The organism is Streptomyces sp. NPDC031225 (assembly GCF_055570355.1).
This window is the reverse complement of sequence record NZ_JBVIHJ010000021.1, coordinates 30480-45705: the sequence shown is the minus strand read 5'-3', so window position 1 is coordinate 45705 and position 15226 is coordinate 30480. Positions and strand designations below refer to the sequence as shown.

General features: G+C 70.4%; 13 protein-coding genes and 2 pseudogenes. 1 reads left to right on the top strand and 14 read right to left on the bottom strand.

The annotated features are described in order from the left end of the window. Positions 1–19 precede the first annotated feature (19 nt). The 13 genes and pseudogenes from ACZ48Z_RS31110 to ACZ48Z_RS31050 form a co-directional block, all read right to left on the bottom strand. Complete coding sequence (locus tag ACZ48Z_RS31110; protein WP_468739213.1) at positions 20–1417, bottom strand: nucleotide pyrophosphatase/phosphodiesterase family protein; 1398 nt, start codon at positions 1415–1417, stop codon at positions 20–22. Next, entirely contained in the window at positions 1414–2583 is a 1170-nt protein-coding gene (eboE, locus tag ACZ48Z_RS31105) for a metabolite traffic protein EboE (RefSeq protein ID WP_468739212.1), read from the bottom strand. Before eboE ends, ACZ48Z_RS31110 begins: the two co-directional genes overlap by 4 nt. Positions 2584–2586: 3 nt before the next feature. Then, a complete protein-coding gene (locus ACZ48Z_RS31100; protein WP_468739211.1) occupies positions 2587–3435 on the bottom strand; it encodes a TatD family hydrolase in 849 nt (282 codons plus the stop codon). Next, a complete protein-coding gene (locus ACZ48Z_RS31095; protein WP_468739210.1) occupies positions 3435–4169 on the bottom strand; it encodes an EboA domain-containing protein in 735 nt (244 codons plus the stop codon). Before ACZ48Z_RS31095 ends, ACZ48Z_RS31100 begins: the two co-directional genes overlap by 1 nt. Then, positions 4166–5074 (bottom strand): sugar phosphate isomerase/epimerase family protein, encoded by a 909-nt coding sequence (locus ACZ48Z_RS31090; RefSeq protein WP_468739209.1) that lies wholly within the window; start codon positions 5072–5074, stop codon positions 4166–4168. The genes ACZ48Z_RS31095 and ACZ48Z_RS31090 overlap by 4 nt, the downstream gene beginning before the upstream one ends. Positions 5075–5483: 409 nt before the next feature. Next, a pseudogene (locus ACZ48Z_RS31085) lies at positions 5484–5684 on the bottom strand (inositol-3-phosphate synthase); the annotation flags it as partial. Positions 5685–5779: 95 nt separating this feature from the next. Further along, positions 5780–5929: pseudogene (locus tag ACZ48Z_RS31080) on the bottom strand (3-keto-alpha-glucoside-1,2-lyase-like domain-containing protein); the annotation flags it as partial. A gap of 147 nt (positions 5930–6076) precedes the next feature. Further along, positions 6077–7075, bottom strand: a complete 999-nt coding sequence (locus tag ACZ48Z_RS31075; RefSeq protein ID WP_468739208.1) for a sugar phosphate isomerase/epimerase family protein — start codon at positions 7073–7075, stop codon at positions 6077–6079. A 15-nt stretch (positions 7076–7090) separates the two neighbouring features. Then, positions 7091–8293: a Gfo/Idh/MocA family protein gene (locus ACZ48Z_RS31070; RefSeq protein WP_468739207.1), complete on the bottom strand. Its 1203-nt coding sequence runs from the start codon at positions 8291–8293 to the stop codon at positions 7091–7093. Between the two features lie 106 nt (positions 8294–8399). Further along, entirely contained in the window at positions 8400–9452 is a 1053-nt protein-coding gene (locus ACZ48Z_RS31065; RefSeq protein WP_468739206.1) for a substrate-binding domain-containing protein, read from the bottom strand. A 17-nt stretch (positions 9453–9469) separates the two neighbouring features. Next, on the bottom strand, positions 9470–10489 hold the full coding sequence (locus ACZ48Z_RS31060; protein ID WP_468739205.1) for an ABC transporter permease: 1020 nt from the start codon (positions 10487–10489) through the stop codon (positions 9470–9472). Next, complete coding sequence (locus tag ACZ48Z_RS31055) at positions 10486–12006, bottom strand: sugar ABC transporter ATP-binding protein (RefSeq protein WP_468739204.1); 1521 nt, start codon at positions 12004–12006, stop codon at positions 10486–10488. Before ACZ48Z_RS31055 ends, ACZ48Z_RS31060 begins: the two co-directional genes overlap by 4 nt. Positions 12007–12198: 192 nt before the next feature. Next, complete coding sequence (locus tag ACZ48Z_RS31050) at positions 12199–13380, bottom strand: ROK family transcriptional regulator (protein WP_468739203.1); 1182 nt, start codon at positions 13378–13380, stop codon at positions 12199–12201. 293 nt (positions 13381–13673) lie between these two features. Here ACZ48Z_RS31050 and ACZ48Z_RS31045 point away from each other — a divergent pair, with 293 nt between their 5' ends. Then, entirely contained in the window at positions 13674–14516 is an 843-nt protein-coding gene (locus tag ACZ48Z_RS31045; RefSeq protein ID WP_468739202.1) for an NAD(P)H-binding protein, read from the top strand. Between the two features lie 3 nt (positions 14517–14519). Here the strand turns inward: ACZ48Z_RS31045 and ACZ48Z_RS31040 are convergent, their stop codons facing one another. Next, positions 14520–15197, bottom strand: a complete 678-nt coding sequence (locus tag ACZ48Z_RS31040) for a GntR family transcriptional regulator (RefSeq protein WP_468739201.1) — start codon at positions 15195–15197, stop codon at positions 14520–14522. Between the last annotated feature and the right edge of the window lie 29 nt (positions 15198–15226).

The window sequence follows — 15226 nt, the reverse complement described above, 5'->3', positions numbered from 1 at the left end:
GTGTTTCACTGGGGACCAGTCAGGAAAGACCGGCCAGTCGAAGCAAGAGTGACTTGACGTCGGTGGCCGCGATGCGGTCGCCGACGGCGCGGGGGGTGGAGCAGATGAGGAGCGGACCGTCGTCGTCGCTCTCTGGGAGGCGGCCGTGGCTGCCGCGAATAGGTGACGGGTCGAGGGGCACGACCGCCATGCGATAGCGCAGGCCGAGTTTCTTGCGGGCCAGTGCGGTGGCTGCCTTGACCTTGACGTAGGGGTCGAGCGGGTCCATGAAGAGTTCGACCGGGTCGTAGCCGGGTTTGCGGTGGATCTCGACCAGCTGCGCGAAGTCGGGCGCGCGGTCGTCGTCGAGCCAGTAGTAGTACGTGAACCAGGCGTCCGGTTCCGCGACGGCGACGAGTTCGCCGGAGCGCGGATGGTCGAGGTGATGGGTCTTCTTGCCCTCGTCGTCGAGGAGTTGCTCGATGCCGGGCAGGCCGTCGAGGGCGGCGCGGGTGGCGTCGAGGTCTTCGGGGCGGCGCACATAGACGTGGGCGATCTGGTGGTCGGCGACGGCGAAGGCACAGGATGCCATCGGGTCGAGGTACTCCATGCCGTCCTGGGTGTGCACTTCCAGGAGTCCGGCGCGGCGTAGTGCGCGGTTGATGTCGACGGGGCGGTCCGCGCGGGTGATGCCGTACTCGGACAGCGCGACGACCGTACGGCCTTCCGCGCGGGCGTCGGCCAGGAGCGGGGCCAGTGCCCTGTCCAGGTCGGCGGCGGCCTTCAAGGCGCGTGGGTCGTCGGGGCCGAAGCGCTGGAGGTCGTAGTCGAGGTGAGGGAGATAGCAGAGCGTCAGGTCGGGGTGGCGGGTGCCCATGATGTGGCGGGTCGCGTCGATGATCCACTGGCTGGAGACCAGGTCCGCGCCGGGCCCCCAGAAGTGGAAGAGGGGGAAGGTGCCGAGTTTTCGGGTGAGTTCGTCGTGCAGGGCCGGGGGCCGGGTGTAGCAGTCGGGTTCCTTGCGGCCGTCGGCGTAGTAGACGGGGCGGGGGGTGACGGTGAAGTCGGTGTCGGCGCCCATGGCGTACCACCAGCAGATGTTGGCGACGGTGTAGCCGGGGTGGGTGCGGCGGGCGGCGTCCCAGAGCTTGTCGCCGGCGACCAGGCCGTTGTGCTGACGCCACAGGAGGACGTCACCGAGCTCGCGGAAGTACCAGCCGTTGCCGACGATTCCGTGCTCCGACGGGTGGGTGCCGGTGAGGAAGGTGGACTGGGCTGCGCAGGTGACGGCGGGCAGCACGGTGCCGAGCGGGGCCTGGGAGCCCGACTGAGCGAGGGACTTGAGGTGGGGCATGTGGTGGAGGAGCCGGGGGGTGAGGCCTACGACGTCGAGGACGAGGAGAGGGGTCGGTCCCGCCTCCTGGGGCTGGTGGCTCATGGCAGCTCCTTCAGGCCGAGGTCTGTCAGCAGGTCGCGCGCGAGGGTGAGTTCGGCGGCGATGCCGTCGGCGAGCTGGGTGCGGCCGCGGGGGCGCAGTTCGGGTGGGAGGGCCTGCCAGGTGTAGGTCTCGACCTCCAGATGGCGGGTGAGGGGGTGTGGGCCGCCGACGAGGCGGGTCAGCGCGGACTTGAGTACGGGGAGCGTGGAGGTGAGGGGTGTGGCGGGGGACGCGTGCAGCGGGACGTGGAAGTGGGCGCGCCAGGGTGCGCCCTCGGGCAGGGTGCCGCCGGCGAGGGCCTCGCCGAGGTCGTCGGTGCCGCGCAGGCCTGCGGAGGTGGCCGTGCGGGTCTGGTGCAGGAAGCGGGGTTCGTCGAAGGCGGCGAGTGCCTCGCGGACCTCGGGGAGATGGGGGTGTTCGGCGTGCAGGGCGGCGGAGAGCTGGGTCTTGACGACGGGTACGCGGGCCGCGGTGAGTGCGTCCAGGGCGGTGTGCGGGTCTTCGAAGGAGGTGGCGAGGTGGCAGGTGTCGACGCAGATGCCGATGCGGTCGTGGGCGATCGCGGTCAGCGGGGCGATGGCGTCGCCGGTGGTCTCGACGACGCAGCCGGGTTCCGGTTCGAGGCCGACGCGGATGGAGCGGCCGGTCAGTTCGTGGAGGGCGTCGAGGCGTTCGGCGAGGGTGCGCAGGGCGGTGTGGGCCTTGTCGGCGCTCGCGTCGTCGTAGGGGGTGCGCCAGGCGAGCGGCAGGGTGGAGATGGTGCCCTCGGTGACGTCGTCGGGCAGGAGTCCGGTGAGGACGCGGGCCAGGGCCGTGGTGTGGTCGAGGCGTTCGGGGTCGGTCCAGTCCGGCTTGTAGACGCGGTACTTGACCTCTTCGGCGCCGAAGCCGTCGTAGGGGAAGCCGTTGAGGGTGACGACTTCGAGGCCTCGGCGGTCGAGTTCGGTGCGCAGGGCGCGCAGCGCGGAGGGGTCGCTGACCAGGGCGTGGGCTGCGTCGCGGGCGAGCCACAGGCCGATGCCGAGGCGGTCGCGGCCGAGGCGGCGGCGGACGGGTTCGCAGTGGTCGCGGAGTTGAGCGAGGACGCCGTCGAGGGTTTCGGCGGGGTGCACGTTGGTGCAGTAGGCGAGGTGGACGGTGGTGCCGTCGGGGTGGCGGAAGCGCATGGCTCACGCCCCGCCGCGGAGGATGGAGTTGCCCTCGTGGGTGCCGTCGGTGGCCGTGACGTCCAGGTTCAGACGGCCGCTGAGGCCGTAGAAGGCGACGGGGTTGCGCCACAGCACCCGGTCGACGTCGTCCTCGGTGAAGCCTTCGGCGAGCATCAGGTCGCCGACCTTGCGCGTCTTGAGGGGATCGCTGCGGCCCCAGTCGGCGGCGGAGTTCACCAGGACCTGTTCGGGGCCGTAGGAGCGCAGGAGTGCGACCATCCGTTCCTCGTCCATCTTGGTGTCCGGATAGACGGAGAAGCCGAGCCAGCAGCCGCTGTCCTTGGCTTCCTTGACGGTGGTCTCGTTGAGGTGGTCGATCAGGACCCGGTCCGTCGGCAGGGCGGATTCGCGGACGGCGTCGAGGGTGCGGCGCAGACCGGCGAGCTTGTCGCGGTGCGGGGTGTGGACGAGTGCGGGCAGCCGGTGGTCGGCGGCGAGCTGGAGCTGGGCGGCGAGGGCGGTGTCCTCGGCGGGGGTCATGGAGTCGTAGCCGATCTCGCCGACGGCGACGACCTGGTCCTTGACGAGATACCGGGGCAGTTCGTCGAGGACCGGGACGCAGCGCGGGTCGTTGGCCTCCTTGGGGTTCAGGGCGAGGGTGCAGTGGTGGGCGATGCCGTACTGGGCGGCGCGGAAGGGCTCCCAGCCCAGCAGGGAGTCGAAGTAGTCGAGGAAGGAGGCGGGAGACGTGCGGGGCTGGCCGAGCCAGAAGGACGGTTCGACGACGGCGCGGACACCGGCGGTGTGCATGGCCTGGTAGTCGTCGGTGGTCCTCGACGTCATGTGGATGTGGGGGTCGAAGATGCGCATCAGGACTCCTTGCCGTGGATGCCGTCGGAGCCGTACGGGCCGTGGTCGGCGGCCGGCTCCGATGGGGTGGCGGTGGGGTCGGTCAGGGTCAGGACGCGGTGCAGGTCGTGGGGCACGAGGCGGCCTGCGGCGGTGCGTTCGGCGGCGTAGTCGGCGAGCATGCGGGCGAGTTCGGCGTCCGCGTGGGCCCGCCGGTCCAGGTCCGCCACCTCGGCCACGGGTACGCCGGTGAACAGGCACTTCAGGACGGCGTGGCGCCAGTGGTGGGCGTCGAGGTGGCGGGCTGCGTAGGGGCCGACGGCGGCAGCGAGGAGGCGCGTGTCGTTGCTGCGCAGGGCGTCCTCGACGAGCGGGAGTGCCTCGGGGCCGGGCACCAGACAGGGCAGGGCGTGCAGGACGGCGCGGCGTTCTGCGGCGGTGCCCTGGGCGTAGACCCGGGTCAGGGCGTCGGTGTCGGCATGGGCCGCGTGCAGGATCAGGATGCGGACGGCGTCGGCGTGTTCGGGGCCGCAGCGGCGTCCGGCTTCGGCGAGGCGCAACTCCCATACGGAGATGGGGCCGTGGGCGCCGGGGTGGGCGGCGGCCTCGTCGAGGGCTTGGTCGAGCCAGGCGCGGGCGGTGCCGTCGAGGTGGGCTGCGAGGTGTTCGCGCAGGTGGGCAGGCGGGGTTCGGGCGAGGGTGGTGCCCGGGGTGCCTGCCGTGGAGGGTGCCTGGTGGGCATGGGAGTGGGTCATGGAGTGCTTCCTTGTGAGAGAGCAACTGCCTGTCGGAGGAACGGGAGGGAGAGTTCGGCGAAGTGGGGTCCCGCGTGGGAGTGGCGGGGCAGTTCGACGACGGTCAGGCCCTGGTAGCCCGTGTCGGCCAGGGCGGCGAGAACCGGTGGGAAGTCGATGTCACCGTCGCCGAAGGGGAGGTGTTCGTGGATGCCTCGGCGCATGTCCTCGATCTGGACGTGGCGCAGCCAGCGCCCTGCGGCGCGGACGCAGTCGGCGGGTGACAGGGGTTCGAGGCACTGGCAGTGACCGATGTCGAGGGTCAGGCCGAGGACGGCCGGGTCGCCCAGGGTGGTGCGGAGGTGGTGGAAGTCGGCGAGGGTGGCGAGGAGGTGGCCCGGTTCGGGTTCGACGGCGAGGGGGATGCCGGCGGTGGTGGCGGCGTCCAGTACGGGGGTGAGCGTCTCGGCCAGTCGTTTCCATGCCGTGTCCGGGTCAGTGCCCGGTGGGGTGACGCCGCTGAAGCAGTGCAGGGCGTGCGCGCCCAGGTCGGCGGCGACCTGGACGGCCCGGACCAGCAGGTCGACGCGGCGGCCGCGGTCGTCCGGGTCGGGGTCGAGCAGCGAGGGGCCGTGTTTGCGGCGCGGGTCGAGCACATAGCGGGCGCCCGTCTCGACGGTGACCGTCAGGCCGAGTGCGTCCAGTCGGTGCGCGAGGCGGCGGGTGCGGGCGGCCAGGTCGGGGGCGAGGGGGTCCAGGTGCATGTGGTCGAGGGTCAGACCGACACCGTCGTAGCCGAGGTCGGCGAGCAGGGAGAGGGCGTCGTCGAGGCGGAGGTCGGCGAGGCCGTTGGTGCCGTAGCCGAAGCGGATCGGGTGGCCGCCGGGCGCCGGTACGGGTTCGCGTGGAGCCAGGGGACCGGTCATGTGACGCTCACCTTTCTCACGAACCGTCGGGCCGGGCGGGTGAGGGCGGTGCCGAGCAGAACGGTGGCGTGCGCGCCCCGGGCACCAGCGCCGGCCGTGGCTGTCGTGCAGGCGGCGGCGGGGGCGGGGGCGGTACGAAGTGGGGTGCGGGGGCCGAGTCGGCCGGGGTAGCAGTCGGGTCGCGGCGCGTGAACACCGCTCGTCCACAACGGACTTGGCCTCTCGGGTGTGCGGTCCGGCGCTGCTGTTTCGTTCGCCGTCACCGTCGGTGCCCCGAACCATCGGTGCGGCCGGAAACGTGGTCCTGTTCCCGGCTGTGTCCCGGCCCGTTCCCGGGGTTCCCTGTCCGGAGGCGCTCGGCGAACCCCACGAGCGCCGCGTACTGCTCCCCCAGTACCGAGGACCCCTCCGTGTCGTGGCCGCCGAAGATCCGGGAGGACGGGGTGGGCAGGCCGGTCCCGGCGAAGGGGGGTGTCTCGGTGAGCAGGCCCGTCAGCGGGTGCAGGCCCCCGGTCATGGCGGCACAGCCCGCGACGACCGTTGTGGCGACGGAACCGCGGGCACCGATCAGCCGGACACCGACGCGCGGGGCGGAATCGGACGCGGACATGGCAGCCTCCTTGTCGAACATGTGGGCGTGCAGACCCTGCGCGGAAGGGGATGAAGACGGCGGGCGGGAGTCCGGCGTCCCCCGCCCGCCGCCGCTCAGTGGCCCTTGACGGGCAGTTCCCTGATCCGGATGTCGCGGAAGGACATCCGGTCGTCGGCTCCGTGGTTCTGGATGCCGACATGCCCGTCACGCAGGCTCCGGACCGGATCGGTGTTGTTGAAATCGTTGATCTTCGCGCCGTTGAGCTAGACGCGGATGTCGGTGCTGGTGGTGCGGTCGTTCCCGTGCACGGGTGCCTCCGGAATGGGGCCGGTCGTACGGGCGGGTGCGCAAGCCGGGATGCGCCGTCATCCCGGGGAGTCAGGAGCAGCTCAAGGAGCCTCGGAGGAAGCTCAGTTGCCGAACGCCGCGTCGAACGAGGCCGACGGAGGCTCGAAGTCGTATGCCTTCAGTCGGGTCAGTGCCTCGGGTGCGCCTTGGAGACGGTCCATGCCGGCGTCCTCCCACTCGACCGAGATCGGGCCCTGGTAGTCGATGGAGCGCAGCATGCGAAAGACGTCCTCCCAGGGAACGTCGCCGTGTCCGGCGGAGACGAAGTCCCAGCCGCGGCGCGGGTCGCCCCAGGGCAGATGGGAGCCGAGGCGGCCGTTGCGGCCGTCGAGGCGCTTGCGGGCCTCTTTGCAGTCGACGTGGTAGATCCGGTCGCGGAAGTCCCACAGGAAACCGACCGGGTCGAGGTCCTGCCACACGAAGTGCGACGGGTCGAAGTTGAGACCGAAGGCCGGCCGGTCACCAACCGCCTTCAGCGCACGCTGGGTTGTCCAGTAGTCGTAGGCGATCTCGCTCGGGTGAACCTCGTGCGCGAACCGCACACCCTGCGCGTCGAACACGTCGAGGATCGGGTTCCAGCGTTCGGCGAAGTCCTCGTAGCCCCGCTCGATCATCGACTCCGGGGCGGGCGGGAACATGGCGACCAGATGCCAGATGGCGGACCCGGTGAAGCCGATGACGGTGTCGACGCCGAAGGCGGCCGCGGCCCTGGCGGTGTCCTTCATACGGTCCGCGGCGCGCCGGCGCACTCCTTCCGGGTCTCCGTCGCCCCACACCTCGCCGGGCAGGATCGCCTGGTGGCGCTCGTCGATGATGGCGTCGCACACGGCCTGGCCGACCAGGTGGTTGGAGACGGCCCAGCACTTGAGTCCGTACTTGTCGAGCATGGCGTGCCGGGAGTCCAGATAGGACGGGTCGGCGAGGGCCTTGTCGACCTCGAAGTGGTCCCCCCAGCAGGCGAGTTCGAGTCCGTCGTAGCCGAAATCGCGGGCGAGGCGGCAGACCTCTTCGAGGGGGAGGTCGGCCCACTGACCGGTGAAGAGCGTGAATCGACGTGGCATTTCTCCGGGCCTTCCTCAGACGGCTATCGGTGTGTAGACGGAGTTCTTCTCGGCGCTCTCCTCCACCGCCGCGAGGACCCGCTGGACCTGGAGCCCATCGGCGAAGGAGGGTTCGGGGCGGCGGCCCTCGGCGATCGCGTGGACGAGGTCGCGGGCCTGGTGGACGAAGGTGTGCTCGTAGCCGAGGCCGTGGCCCGGTGGCCACCAGGCGTCCAGGTAGGGATGGTCGGGTTCGGTGACGAGGACGCGCCGGAAGCCCGCATGGGTGCCGGGCTCCCTGCCGTCGTGGTAGGCGAGTTCGTTGAGGCGTTCCAGGTCGAAGGCCAACGAGCCGCGCTCGCCGTTGAGTTCGATGCGCAGGGAGTTCTTGCGGCCGGTCGCATAGCGGGTGGCCTCGAAGGAGGCGAGGGCGCCGGAGGTGAAGCGGCCGGTGAACAGGGCGGCGTCGTCCACGGTGACCTGGCCGGTGCCGGCCCCGGAGACGGCGGACAGGCCTTTCACCGCGCCGTCGGCCAGGGGGCGCTCCCGTACGAAGGTCTCCGTCAGGGCGGACACTCCGGCCAGTGGCTCTCCCGCCAGGTACTGGGCCAGGTCGATGATGTGCGCGCCCAGGTCGCCGAGCGAGCCCGAGCCCGCCTGTTCCCTGCGCAGCCGCCAGGTCAGGGGGAACTCCGGGTCCACGAGCCAGTCCTGAAGGTACGTCACCCGGACGTGCCGAAGTCTGCCGAGCCGCCCCTCGGCCACCATCCGGCGAGCCAGCGCGGTGGCGGGCACCCGGCGGTAGTTGAAGCCGACCATCGCCAACTGTCCGTGCCCGAAGGCTTCTTCGGCCGCCCGGGTCATCCGCTGAGCCTCTTCGACGGTGTTGGCGAGGGGCTTCTCGCACAGCACGTGCTTGCCCGCGGCGAGAGCGGCGAGGGCGATCTCGGCATGGCTGTCGCCGGGGGTGCAGATGTCGACGAGGTCGATGTCGTCCCGCTCGACCAGGGCCCGCCAGTCGGTCTCGGCCGTCGCCCAGCCGTGCCGGTCGGCGGCCCGGCGCACGGCGTCCGCGTCCCGTCCGCAGACCGCGGCGAGCACCGGGCGCCGGGGCAGATCGAAGACGTGTCCGACGGTCCGCCAGCCCTGGGAGTGGGCGGCGCCCATGAAGGCGTAGCCCACCATGCCGACCCGGAGAGGCGGCGGCCCGGCCTCTTCTGACTGTTGCGGCTGTGCCATGCGCGATGTCCTCCTCGTCGTCGTGGCGCGGTGGGGGGTGCAGCCCGGTCCGTCGACGAACCGGGCCCCGTGTGCGGGACGCCTCACGGCGAAAGCCCGGTACGCCTCACTTGAAGCCGGTGGACATGTACTGGTCGACGTTGGTCTTGTCGACGACGGCCGAGTAGAGCGTGAGGGAGGCCGGGATCTCGAACTCGGAGAGGCCGCTGATGCCTTTGGTCTGGCCGAGTGCGCGAGCGAGGTCGATCGCGGAGGCGGCCATGGTCGGCGGGTAGAGGACCGTCGCCTTGAGGACCCCGTTGTCCTGCTTGATGGCCTGGAAGGCGGACAGCGCCCCCGCGCCGCCGACCATCAGGAAGTCGTCGCGCCCGGCCTGGTCGATGGCGCGCAGCGCGCCCACGCCCTGGTCGTCGTCGTGGTTCCACACCGCGTCGAAGTCCGACTGCGCCTGCAGGAGTTGGGCCATCTTGGCCTGCCCGGACTCCACCGTGAACTCGGCGGCCTGGCGGGCCACCTTCCTGATGTTCGGGTAGTTCTTCAGGGCGTCGTCGAAGCCCTTGGTGCGCTGCTTGGTGAGTTCCAGGTTGTCGAGGCCGGCGAGTTCGATGACCTTGGCGTTCGACTTCCCCTTGAGTTTCTCGCCGATGTAGTTGCCGGCGTTGAGGCCCATGCCGTAGTTGTCGCCGCCTATCCAACAGCGGTACGCCTGCGGGGTGTTGAAGATCCGGTCGAGGTTGACCACCGGAATCCCGGCCCGCATGGCCTTCAGCCCGACCTGGGTGAGGGCCTTGCCGTCGGCGGGCAGCACCACCAGGACGTCGACCTTCTTGTTGATGAGGGTCTCGATCTGGCCGATCTGCGCGGCGGTGTCGTTGGAGCCCTCGGTGATCTCCAGGGTGACGTCCGAGTACTTCTTCGCACGGTTCTTGGCGTTGTCGTTGATGGCGTTCAGCCAGCCGTGGTCGGCCTGCGGTCCGGCGAAGCCGATGGTGACCTTCTTGCCGGGTGAGTCGGCGGCGGCCGGCTGGTCGTTCGCGGCCGGTTCGTCATCACCGGAGTCGTTGCTGGTGCAACCTGCGAGGAGGGCTCCTGCTCCGACTGCGGCGCTCCCGAAGAGCAGTCCCCGGCGACTGGTGAAGCGGCTCGTGTGCTGTGGCATGGCGGTGAACCCTTTCCTCAGGTCGTGCTTGCGGTACGGCGCTGGACCAGCACGGCGGCGACGATGATCGCGCCCTTGGCGATCTGCTGGACGTCGCTCTGCAGGTTGTTCAGGGCGAAGATGTTGGTGATCGTGGTGAAGATCAGGACGCCGAGCACGGATCCGGTGATGGTGCCGCGGCCGCCGCTGAGCAGGGTGCCGCCGATGATCGCGGCGGCGATGGCGTCGAGCTCGTAGAGGTTTCCGTTGGTGTTCTGGCCGGAGCCGGACAGGATGATCAGCAGGAAGGCCGCGATGCCGCAGCACAGCCCGGACAGCAGGTAGAGGTAGAGCCGCTGACGGCGTACGTCGATGCCGGCGAGGCGGGCGGCCTCGGCGTTGCCCCCGACGGCGACGGTGCGCCGGCCGAAGGTGGTGCGGTTCAGCACCAGCCAGCCGATGATCGTCACGACCGCGAAGACCATGACGAGGGGCGGTACTCCGAGGACGTACGCGTCACGCTCACCGAGGTCGAGCACGGAGGACACGGTGACGATCTGCGTCCGGCCGTCGGTGATCTGGAGGGCCAGTCCCCGGGCCGAGGCGAGCATGGCGAGGGTGGCGATGAACGGGACCATCCCGCCGTACGCGACGAGCAGTCCGTTGACCAGGCCGCAGCCGACTCCGACGATCACCGCGGTGAAGAGGATGCCCGCGAAGCCGTACTCCTGCGTGGCGACCGTGGTGGCCCACACCGAGGCGAGGGCGACGATCGCGCCGACGGAGAGGTCGATGCCGCCGGAGGTGATGACGAAGGTCATGCCGACGGTGACGACACCGATCACCGAGGCCTGGGTGAGGACGAGTTGGAGGTTGCGGGTGTCGAGGAACTCGTCGGGCTTGGTGATGCCGCCGATGATCACGAGGGCGGCGAGCACACCGAGGAGGGAGAGGGTGCGGACGTCGGTGCGGGCCAGCGTGGAGCGCCACGCCCGTGGTTCACTCGTCGACGGCACCTTGTCTGCGCTGTCCCTCGGCGGGGACACATGCTGCGTCATGACGCCGGGCTTCCTTCCATGACGAGGTCGAGTACACGGTGTTCGTCGAGCTCACGGGCGGGTGCCGTGTGGACGACACGGCCCTCGCGGAGCACCAGGACGCGGTCGGCGAGGCCGAGCACTTCGGGGACCTCGCTGGAGACCAGCAGGACGGCCAGGCCCTCGTCGGCCAGTCGCCGCACGACCGCGTACAGCTCGGCGCGGGCCCCGACGTCGACTCCCCTGGTGGGTTCGTCGAGCAGCAGGACGCGGCAGCCGCGCAGCAGCCAGCGGGCCAGGACGGCCTTTTGCTGGTTGCCGCCGGACAGGGTGCGGATCGGCGCGGAGGGGTTGTCGGGCCGCAGCGACAGTTCGCGGGTGGCCGCCCGGGCCGCGCCGGATTCGGCCGCCCGGTCGATCCAACCGGCGCGTGAGAAGCGGGACATGGAGGAGAGGGAGACGTTGCGGGTGACCGACTCCAGCATCAGCAGGGCTTGTGCCTTGCGCTCCTCGGGGGCGAGTCCGATCCCGGCACGGACGGCGGCTCGGACGCTGCCGGGCCGCAACTCCCGACCGTCAACGATCACTTGGCCGGCGGTGGGCTTGCGGGCGCCGTAGATCGTTTCCAGGATCTCGGAGCGTCCCGAGCCGACGAGTCCGGCGAGGCCGACGATCTCTCCCGGGTGGATCACGAGGTCGAGGGGTTCGAACTCGCCTTGCCGGGCAAGTTCTTGGACCTCCAGAAGCGGCTTGCCGCCGTTCACCGCCGCCGCCGGACGCTCCGGGAAGACGTACTCGACGTTGCGGCCCGTCATCAGCGCCACGACCTCACGCGTCGGTGTCGACTTGGCGGGCAGCCCGACCGCGACGGCCCGGCCGTCCTTCAGGACCGTCACCCGGTCACCGATGCGCCGGATCTCCTCCAGGCGGTGCGAGATGTAGACGACGGCGACGCCCTCGGCGGTCAGGTCACCGACGATCCGGAAGAGGTTGTCGACCTCGTCCGGGTCGAGGGCGGCGGACGGTTCGTCCATCACGATGAGCCGTACGTCGTGCGAGAGGGCCCGTGCCATGGAAACGATCTGCTGCTGAGCAGCCGACAACTCCCCCACCAGGCGGGCAGGATCGATCTCGGGGTGGCCAAGGCGCTTCAGCAGCCGGGCTGTTGACGCCTTCGCGACTCTGCCTCGTACGACGAAGCCGGCGGCCGTGGGTTCGTGTCCTAGGTGGACGTTCTCGGCCACGGACAGGTGCTCCACCAGGTCGAGTTCCTGGTAGATGGTGGCGATGCCGAGACGCATGGCGGCGATCGGCGAACGGAGGGTGACCTCCTCACCGCGCCAGCGGATGGAGCCGGTGTCGGGCTGGTGGGCGCCGGCGAGCACCTTGATGAGGGTGGACTTCCCGGCCCCGTTCTGGCCGAGCAGACAGTGCACTTCACCGGCCTGGACGTCGAGGTCGACGCCGTCGAGGGCCCGGACTCCGGGGAACGACTTGGTGATGCCGGACATGGTGAGCAGCGGCGGTTCTGGTGCCATGCGTATTCCCCTTGGCGGGCGTGCGGGCCGGTTTCAGGGCAGGGCGAGGCAGGGCGCCGAGCAAAAGCGCCTTACGTCACAAGGCGAGTGCGCGGGACCGGGAGGTCGGTTCCCGGACTGCGGACGGGGCTACCGGGTCTGCGAGCGTGGTTGCCGGGATTGCGAGCGTGGTTGCCGAGACTGCGAAGGTGTCTATGCGGGCGAGAACAGGTGGTCGCTGATGAGCCGGGCCGCGCCGATGACGCCGGCGGTGGGGCCCAACTCCCCCAGAACGATGGGCAGGTTGCGGGTCGCCAGTGGCAGCGACTGACGGTAGACCTGGGTGCGGATGGCGGCGAGCAGGGTGTGGCCGAGGCCGGTCACCCCGCCGCCGATCACCACCAGGCCCGGGTTGAAGAAGCTGACCAGTCCGGCGATGACCTGGCCGGTGCGGTTGCCGCCCTCGCGGATCAGCTCCAGAGCGGTGGCGTCACCGGCGGCAGCGGCGGCGGCGACATCGACCGCCGACAATCCGCCGTTGGCGTCGAGACGCGAGGCGAGTTCGTCCGACCGCCCCTGCTCGACCGCCTCCACGGCGTCCCGGGCGAGGGCGGCCCCGCTGAAGTGGGCTTCCAGGCAGCCCCGGTTGCCGCAGGCACACGGGCGGCCGTCGGGCACGGCCTGGATGTGCCCGATGTCCCCCGCGCTGCCGGTCACCCCGCGGTGGACCTCACTGCCGACGACGATGCCGCAGCCGATACCGGTGCCGATCTTGACGCAGAGGAAGTCGCCCACGGAGCGTGCGACGCCCGCGTGCATCTCCCCCATCGCCATCAGGTTCACGTCGTTGTCGACCATGACCGGGCAGCCGAGATCCTGGCTGAGTGCCTCCCGTACGGGGAAGCCGTCCCAGCCGGGCATGATCGGCGGAGCCACCGGAACGCCTTCGGGGAAGCGGACGGGTCCCGGGACGCCGATGCCTGCGCCGTCGAAGCCCTCCGCGAGTCCCGATGCCCTCAACTTCGCTGCCATGGACAGGACTTGCTCGAAGACCGCGACCGGGCCCTCTCGGACGTCCATGGGCTGGTTGAGGTGTCCCAGGATCTCCAGTTCGGCGTTGGTGACGGCGACGTCGACCGAGGTCGCGCCGATGTCGACGCCGAGGAAACGCAGTTCGGGGGCAAGCCGGATGTTGTGGGAGCGGCGCCCGCCACGGGAGGCGGCGAGTCCGTCGGCCACGATCAGGCCCGTCTCCAGGAGCCGGTCCACCTCCACGGCCAGCTTGGACCGTGACAGGTCGACCTGATCGCCCAGTTGCGCACGGGAGTTGGGTCCTCCGTCGCGCAACAGTTTGAGCAGCCGGGCCTGGTGCCCGTTCGCGGGTCGTGCCGTCATGCGTCTCACGAACCCCTCCCCGCCTCATCCGGCCACCGGTTTCCGGTCTTTCGAGGGGAACGTAGCAGTGGCTGCCGAACCTGGGAAGAAGCTGTGCAGAGATTGATGCCGACTTTCTCCACTCGCAGGACAAAGACGCGACGGGCTCTGGCGCCCCGGCCGTCCGGCCCGCAGGATGGGCATCGTCGGCCATCCGGCACCGCAGGGCGGGCACCTCAGACCGGGCACGTCAGGCGGGCACCTCAGACCGGGCACGTCAGACCGGGCACCTCGGGCCGCAAGAGGGGGAGCGCATGTTTCTGGTGACGGGCGCGACGGGGAACGTGGGTGCCGAACTCGTGCGTGCGCTCGCGGAGTCGGGCGAGCGCGTCCGGGCGGTGAGCCGCTCCGGACGGACCGAGGGATCACCGGCGCGAGTGGAGGCCGTGGCGGGAGATCTCAACCGGCCCGAGACCGTACGGGACGCGCTGGACGGCGTACGGGGGCTGTTCCTGATGCCCGGTTACGGCGGGCAGCGACAGATCCTGGCGGACGCACGGGCCGCGGGGGTGGAGCGGGTGGTGCTGTTGTCGGGCAGGTCCGCGGGAACGGGCGACCGGGACAACGCGGTCGCCGGTTATCTGATCGACGCCGAAGACGCGGTGCGCGCGTCGGGGCTGCGCTGGACGTCACTGCGGTGCACGAGCTTCATGTCCAACGCCCTCCAGCTCGCGGACCAGATCCGTGAGGGCGACACGGTCAGGGTGCCGTTTCCCGACGTCCGCACCGCCGATGTCGATCCCCACGACATCGCCCGGGTCGCCCTTGCCGCGTTGGTGTCGGACGACCACGCGGACCGCGCTCTCGAACTCACCGGCCCCCAGGCGCTGTTGCCCGCCGATCGCGTCCGGACGCTGGGCGAGGTCCTGGGCCGGAAGCTACGGGCCGTGGGACTCTCGCACGACGAGGCACGCGCCGAACTGGAGGCTCGTATGCCGAAACCGTACGTCGACGCCTTCTTCAGCTTCTTCGTCGACGGGACTCTGGACGAGTCGGTGGTGCTGCCCACGGTGGAGCAGGTCACGGGCCGGCCACCGCGGACGTTCGCCCAGTGGGCCCGGGCCCACACCGACGCGTTCCAGGACGCTGCCTTCTAGGAGCTACGACCGCTGACGCGCGTGGTAAGACCGACGCGTGTGCTCGGTGTGCTCCCGCATGAGGTCGGTGGCGCGTTGTTCGTCGCGGTCGGCGATGGCAGCGATCAGCTCACGATGCTCGATCCAGGACTGCCGACCACACTGACGGGCGATCGGCGTGTAATACCACCGCACCCGACGATCCACCTGCGCCGCCAACTCGGCAAGAACCGCATTGCCCGCCAACTCCATCACCGTCGCATGCAACCGGGCATTCAAAGCAACCGCACCATCCACATCATCCGCGGCAACCGCCTCCTCACCCCGCGCACACAACTCCTCCAGAGCGGCAATGCCCGCACTGCCCGCGTTCGAGGCGGCCAACCGAGCCGCCTCCGCCTCCAACAACGTCCGCACAGTGAGGAGTTGATCGGCCTCCTCGTCCGTCGGCTCATGCACGAACGCCCCCTGCGCAGGCCGCAGATCCACCCACCCCTCCGAGTTCAACCGCTGCAACGCCTCCCGCACCGGCTGCCGCGACACCCCCAGATGACCAGCCAGCTCACTCTCCACCAAATGCTGACCCGGCAACAGCGCCCGCGTAGTGATCAGCTCCAACAACGCCCCATACACACGATCACGCAACGGACCAGGACGTTCGAGTTTCGGCACGGATCCCTGCGGCAGCCCTGTGGACAACATCGCGGTCCCCCTCCTCGACGGACGGACAT

What these genes read in the sequence shown, in the direction of transcription:
- ACZ48Z_RS31110 (WP_468739213.1), bottom strand. Translation starts at nt 1,417, where the DNA reads ATGAGCCACCAGCCCCAGGAGGCGGGACCGACCCCTCTCCTCGTCCTC.
- eboE (WP_468739212.1), bottom strand. Translation starts at nt 2,583, where the DNA reads ATGCGCTTCCGCCACCCCGACGGCACCACCGTCCACCTCGCCTACTGC.
- ACZ48Z_RS31100 (WP_468739211.1), bottom strand. Translation starts at nt 3,435, where the DNA reads ATGCGCATCTTCGACCCCCACATCCACATGACGTCGAGGACCACCGAC.
- ACZ48Z_RS31095 (WP_468739210.1), bottom strand. Translation starts at nt 4,169, where the DNA reads ATGACCCACTCCCATGCCCACCAGGCACCCTCCACGGCAGGCACCCCG.
- ACZ48Z_RS31090 (WP_468739209.1), bottom strand. Translation starts at nt 5,074, where the DNA reads ATGACCGGTCCCCTGGCTCCACGCGAACCCGTACCGGCGCCCGGCGGC.
- ACZ48Z_RS31075 (WP_468739208.1), bottom strand. Translation starts at nt 7,075, where the DNA reads ATGCCACGTCGATTCACGCTCTTCACCGGTCAGTGGGCCGACCTCCCC.
- ACZ48Z_RS31070 (WP_468739207.1), bottom strand. Translation starts at nt 8,293, where the DNA reads ATGGCACAGCCGCAACAGTCAGAAGAGGCCGGGCCGCCGCCTCTCCGG.
- ACZ48Z_RS31065 (WP_468739206.1), bottom strand. Translation starts at nt 9,452, where the DNA reads ATGCCACAGCACACGAGCCGCTTCACCAGTCGCCGGGGACTGCTCTTC.
- ACZ48Z_RS31060 (WP_468739205.1), bottom strand. Translation starts at nt 10,489, where the DNA reads ATGACGCAGCATGTGTCCCCGCCGAGGGACAGCGCAGACAAGGTGCCG.
- ACZ48Z_RS31055 (WP_468739204.1), bottom strand. Translation starts at nt 12,006, where the DNA reads ATGGCACCAGAACCGCCGCTGCTCACCATGTCCGGCATCACCAAGTCG.
- ACZ48Z_RS31050 (WP_468739203.1), bottom strand. Translation starts at nt 13,380, where the DNA reads ATGACGGCACGACCCGCGAACGGGCACCAGGCCCGGCTGCTCAAACTG.
- ACZ48Z_RS31045 (WP_468739202.1), top strand. Translation starts at nt 13,674, where the DNA reads ATGTTTCTGGTGACGGGCGCGACGGGGAACGTGGGTGCCGAACTCGTG.
- ACZ48Z_RS31040 (WP_468739201.1), bottom strand. Translation starts at nt 15,197, where the DNA reads ATGTTGTCCACAGGGCTGCCGCAGGGATCCGTGCCGAAACTCGAACGT.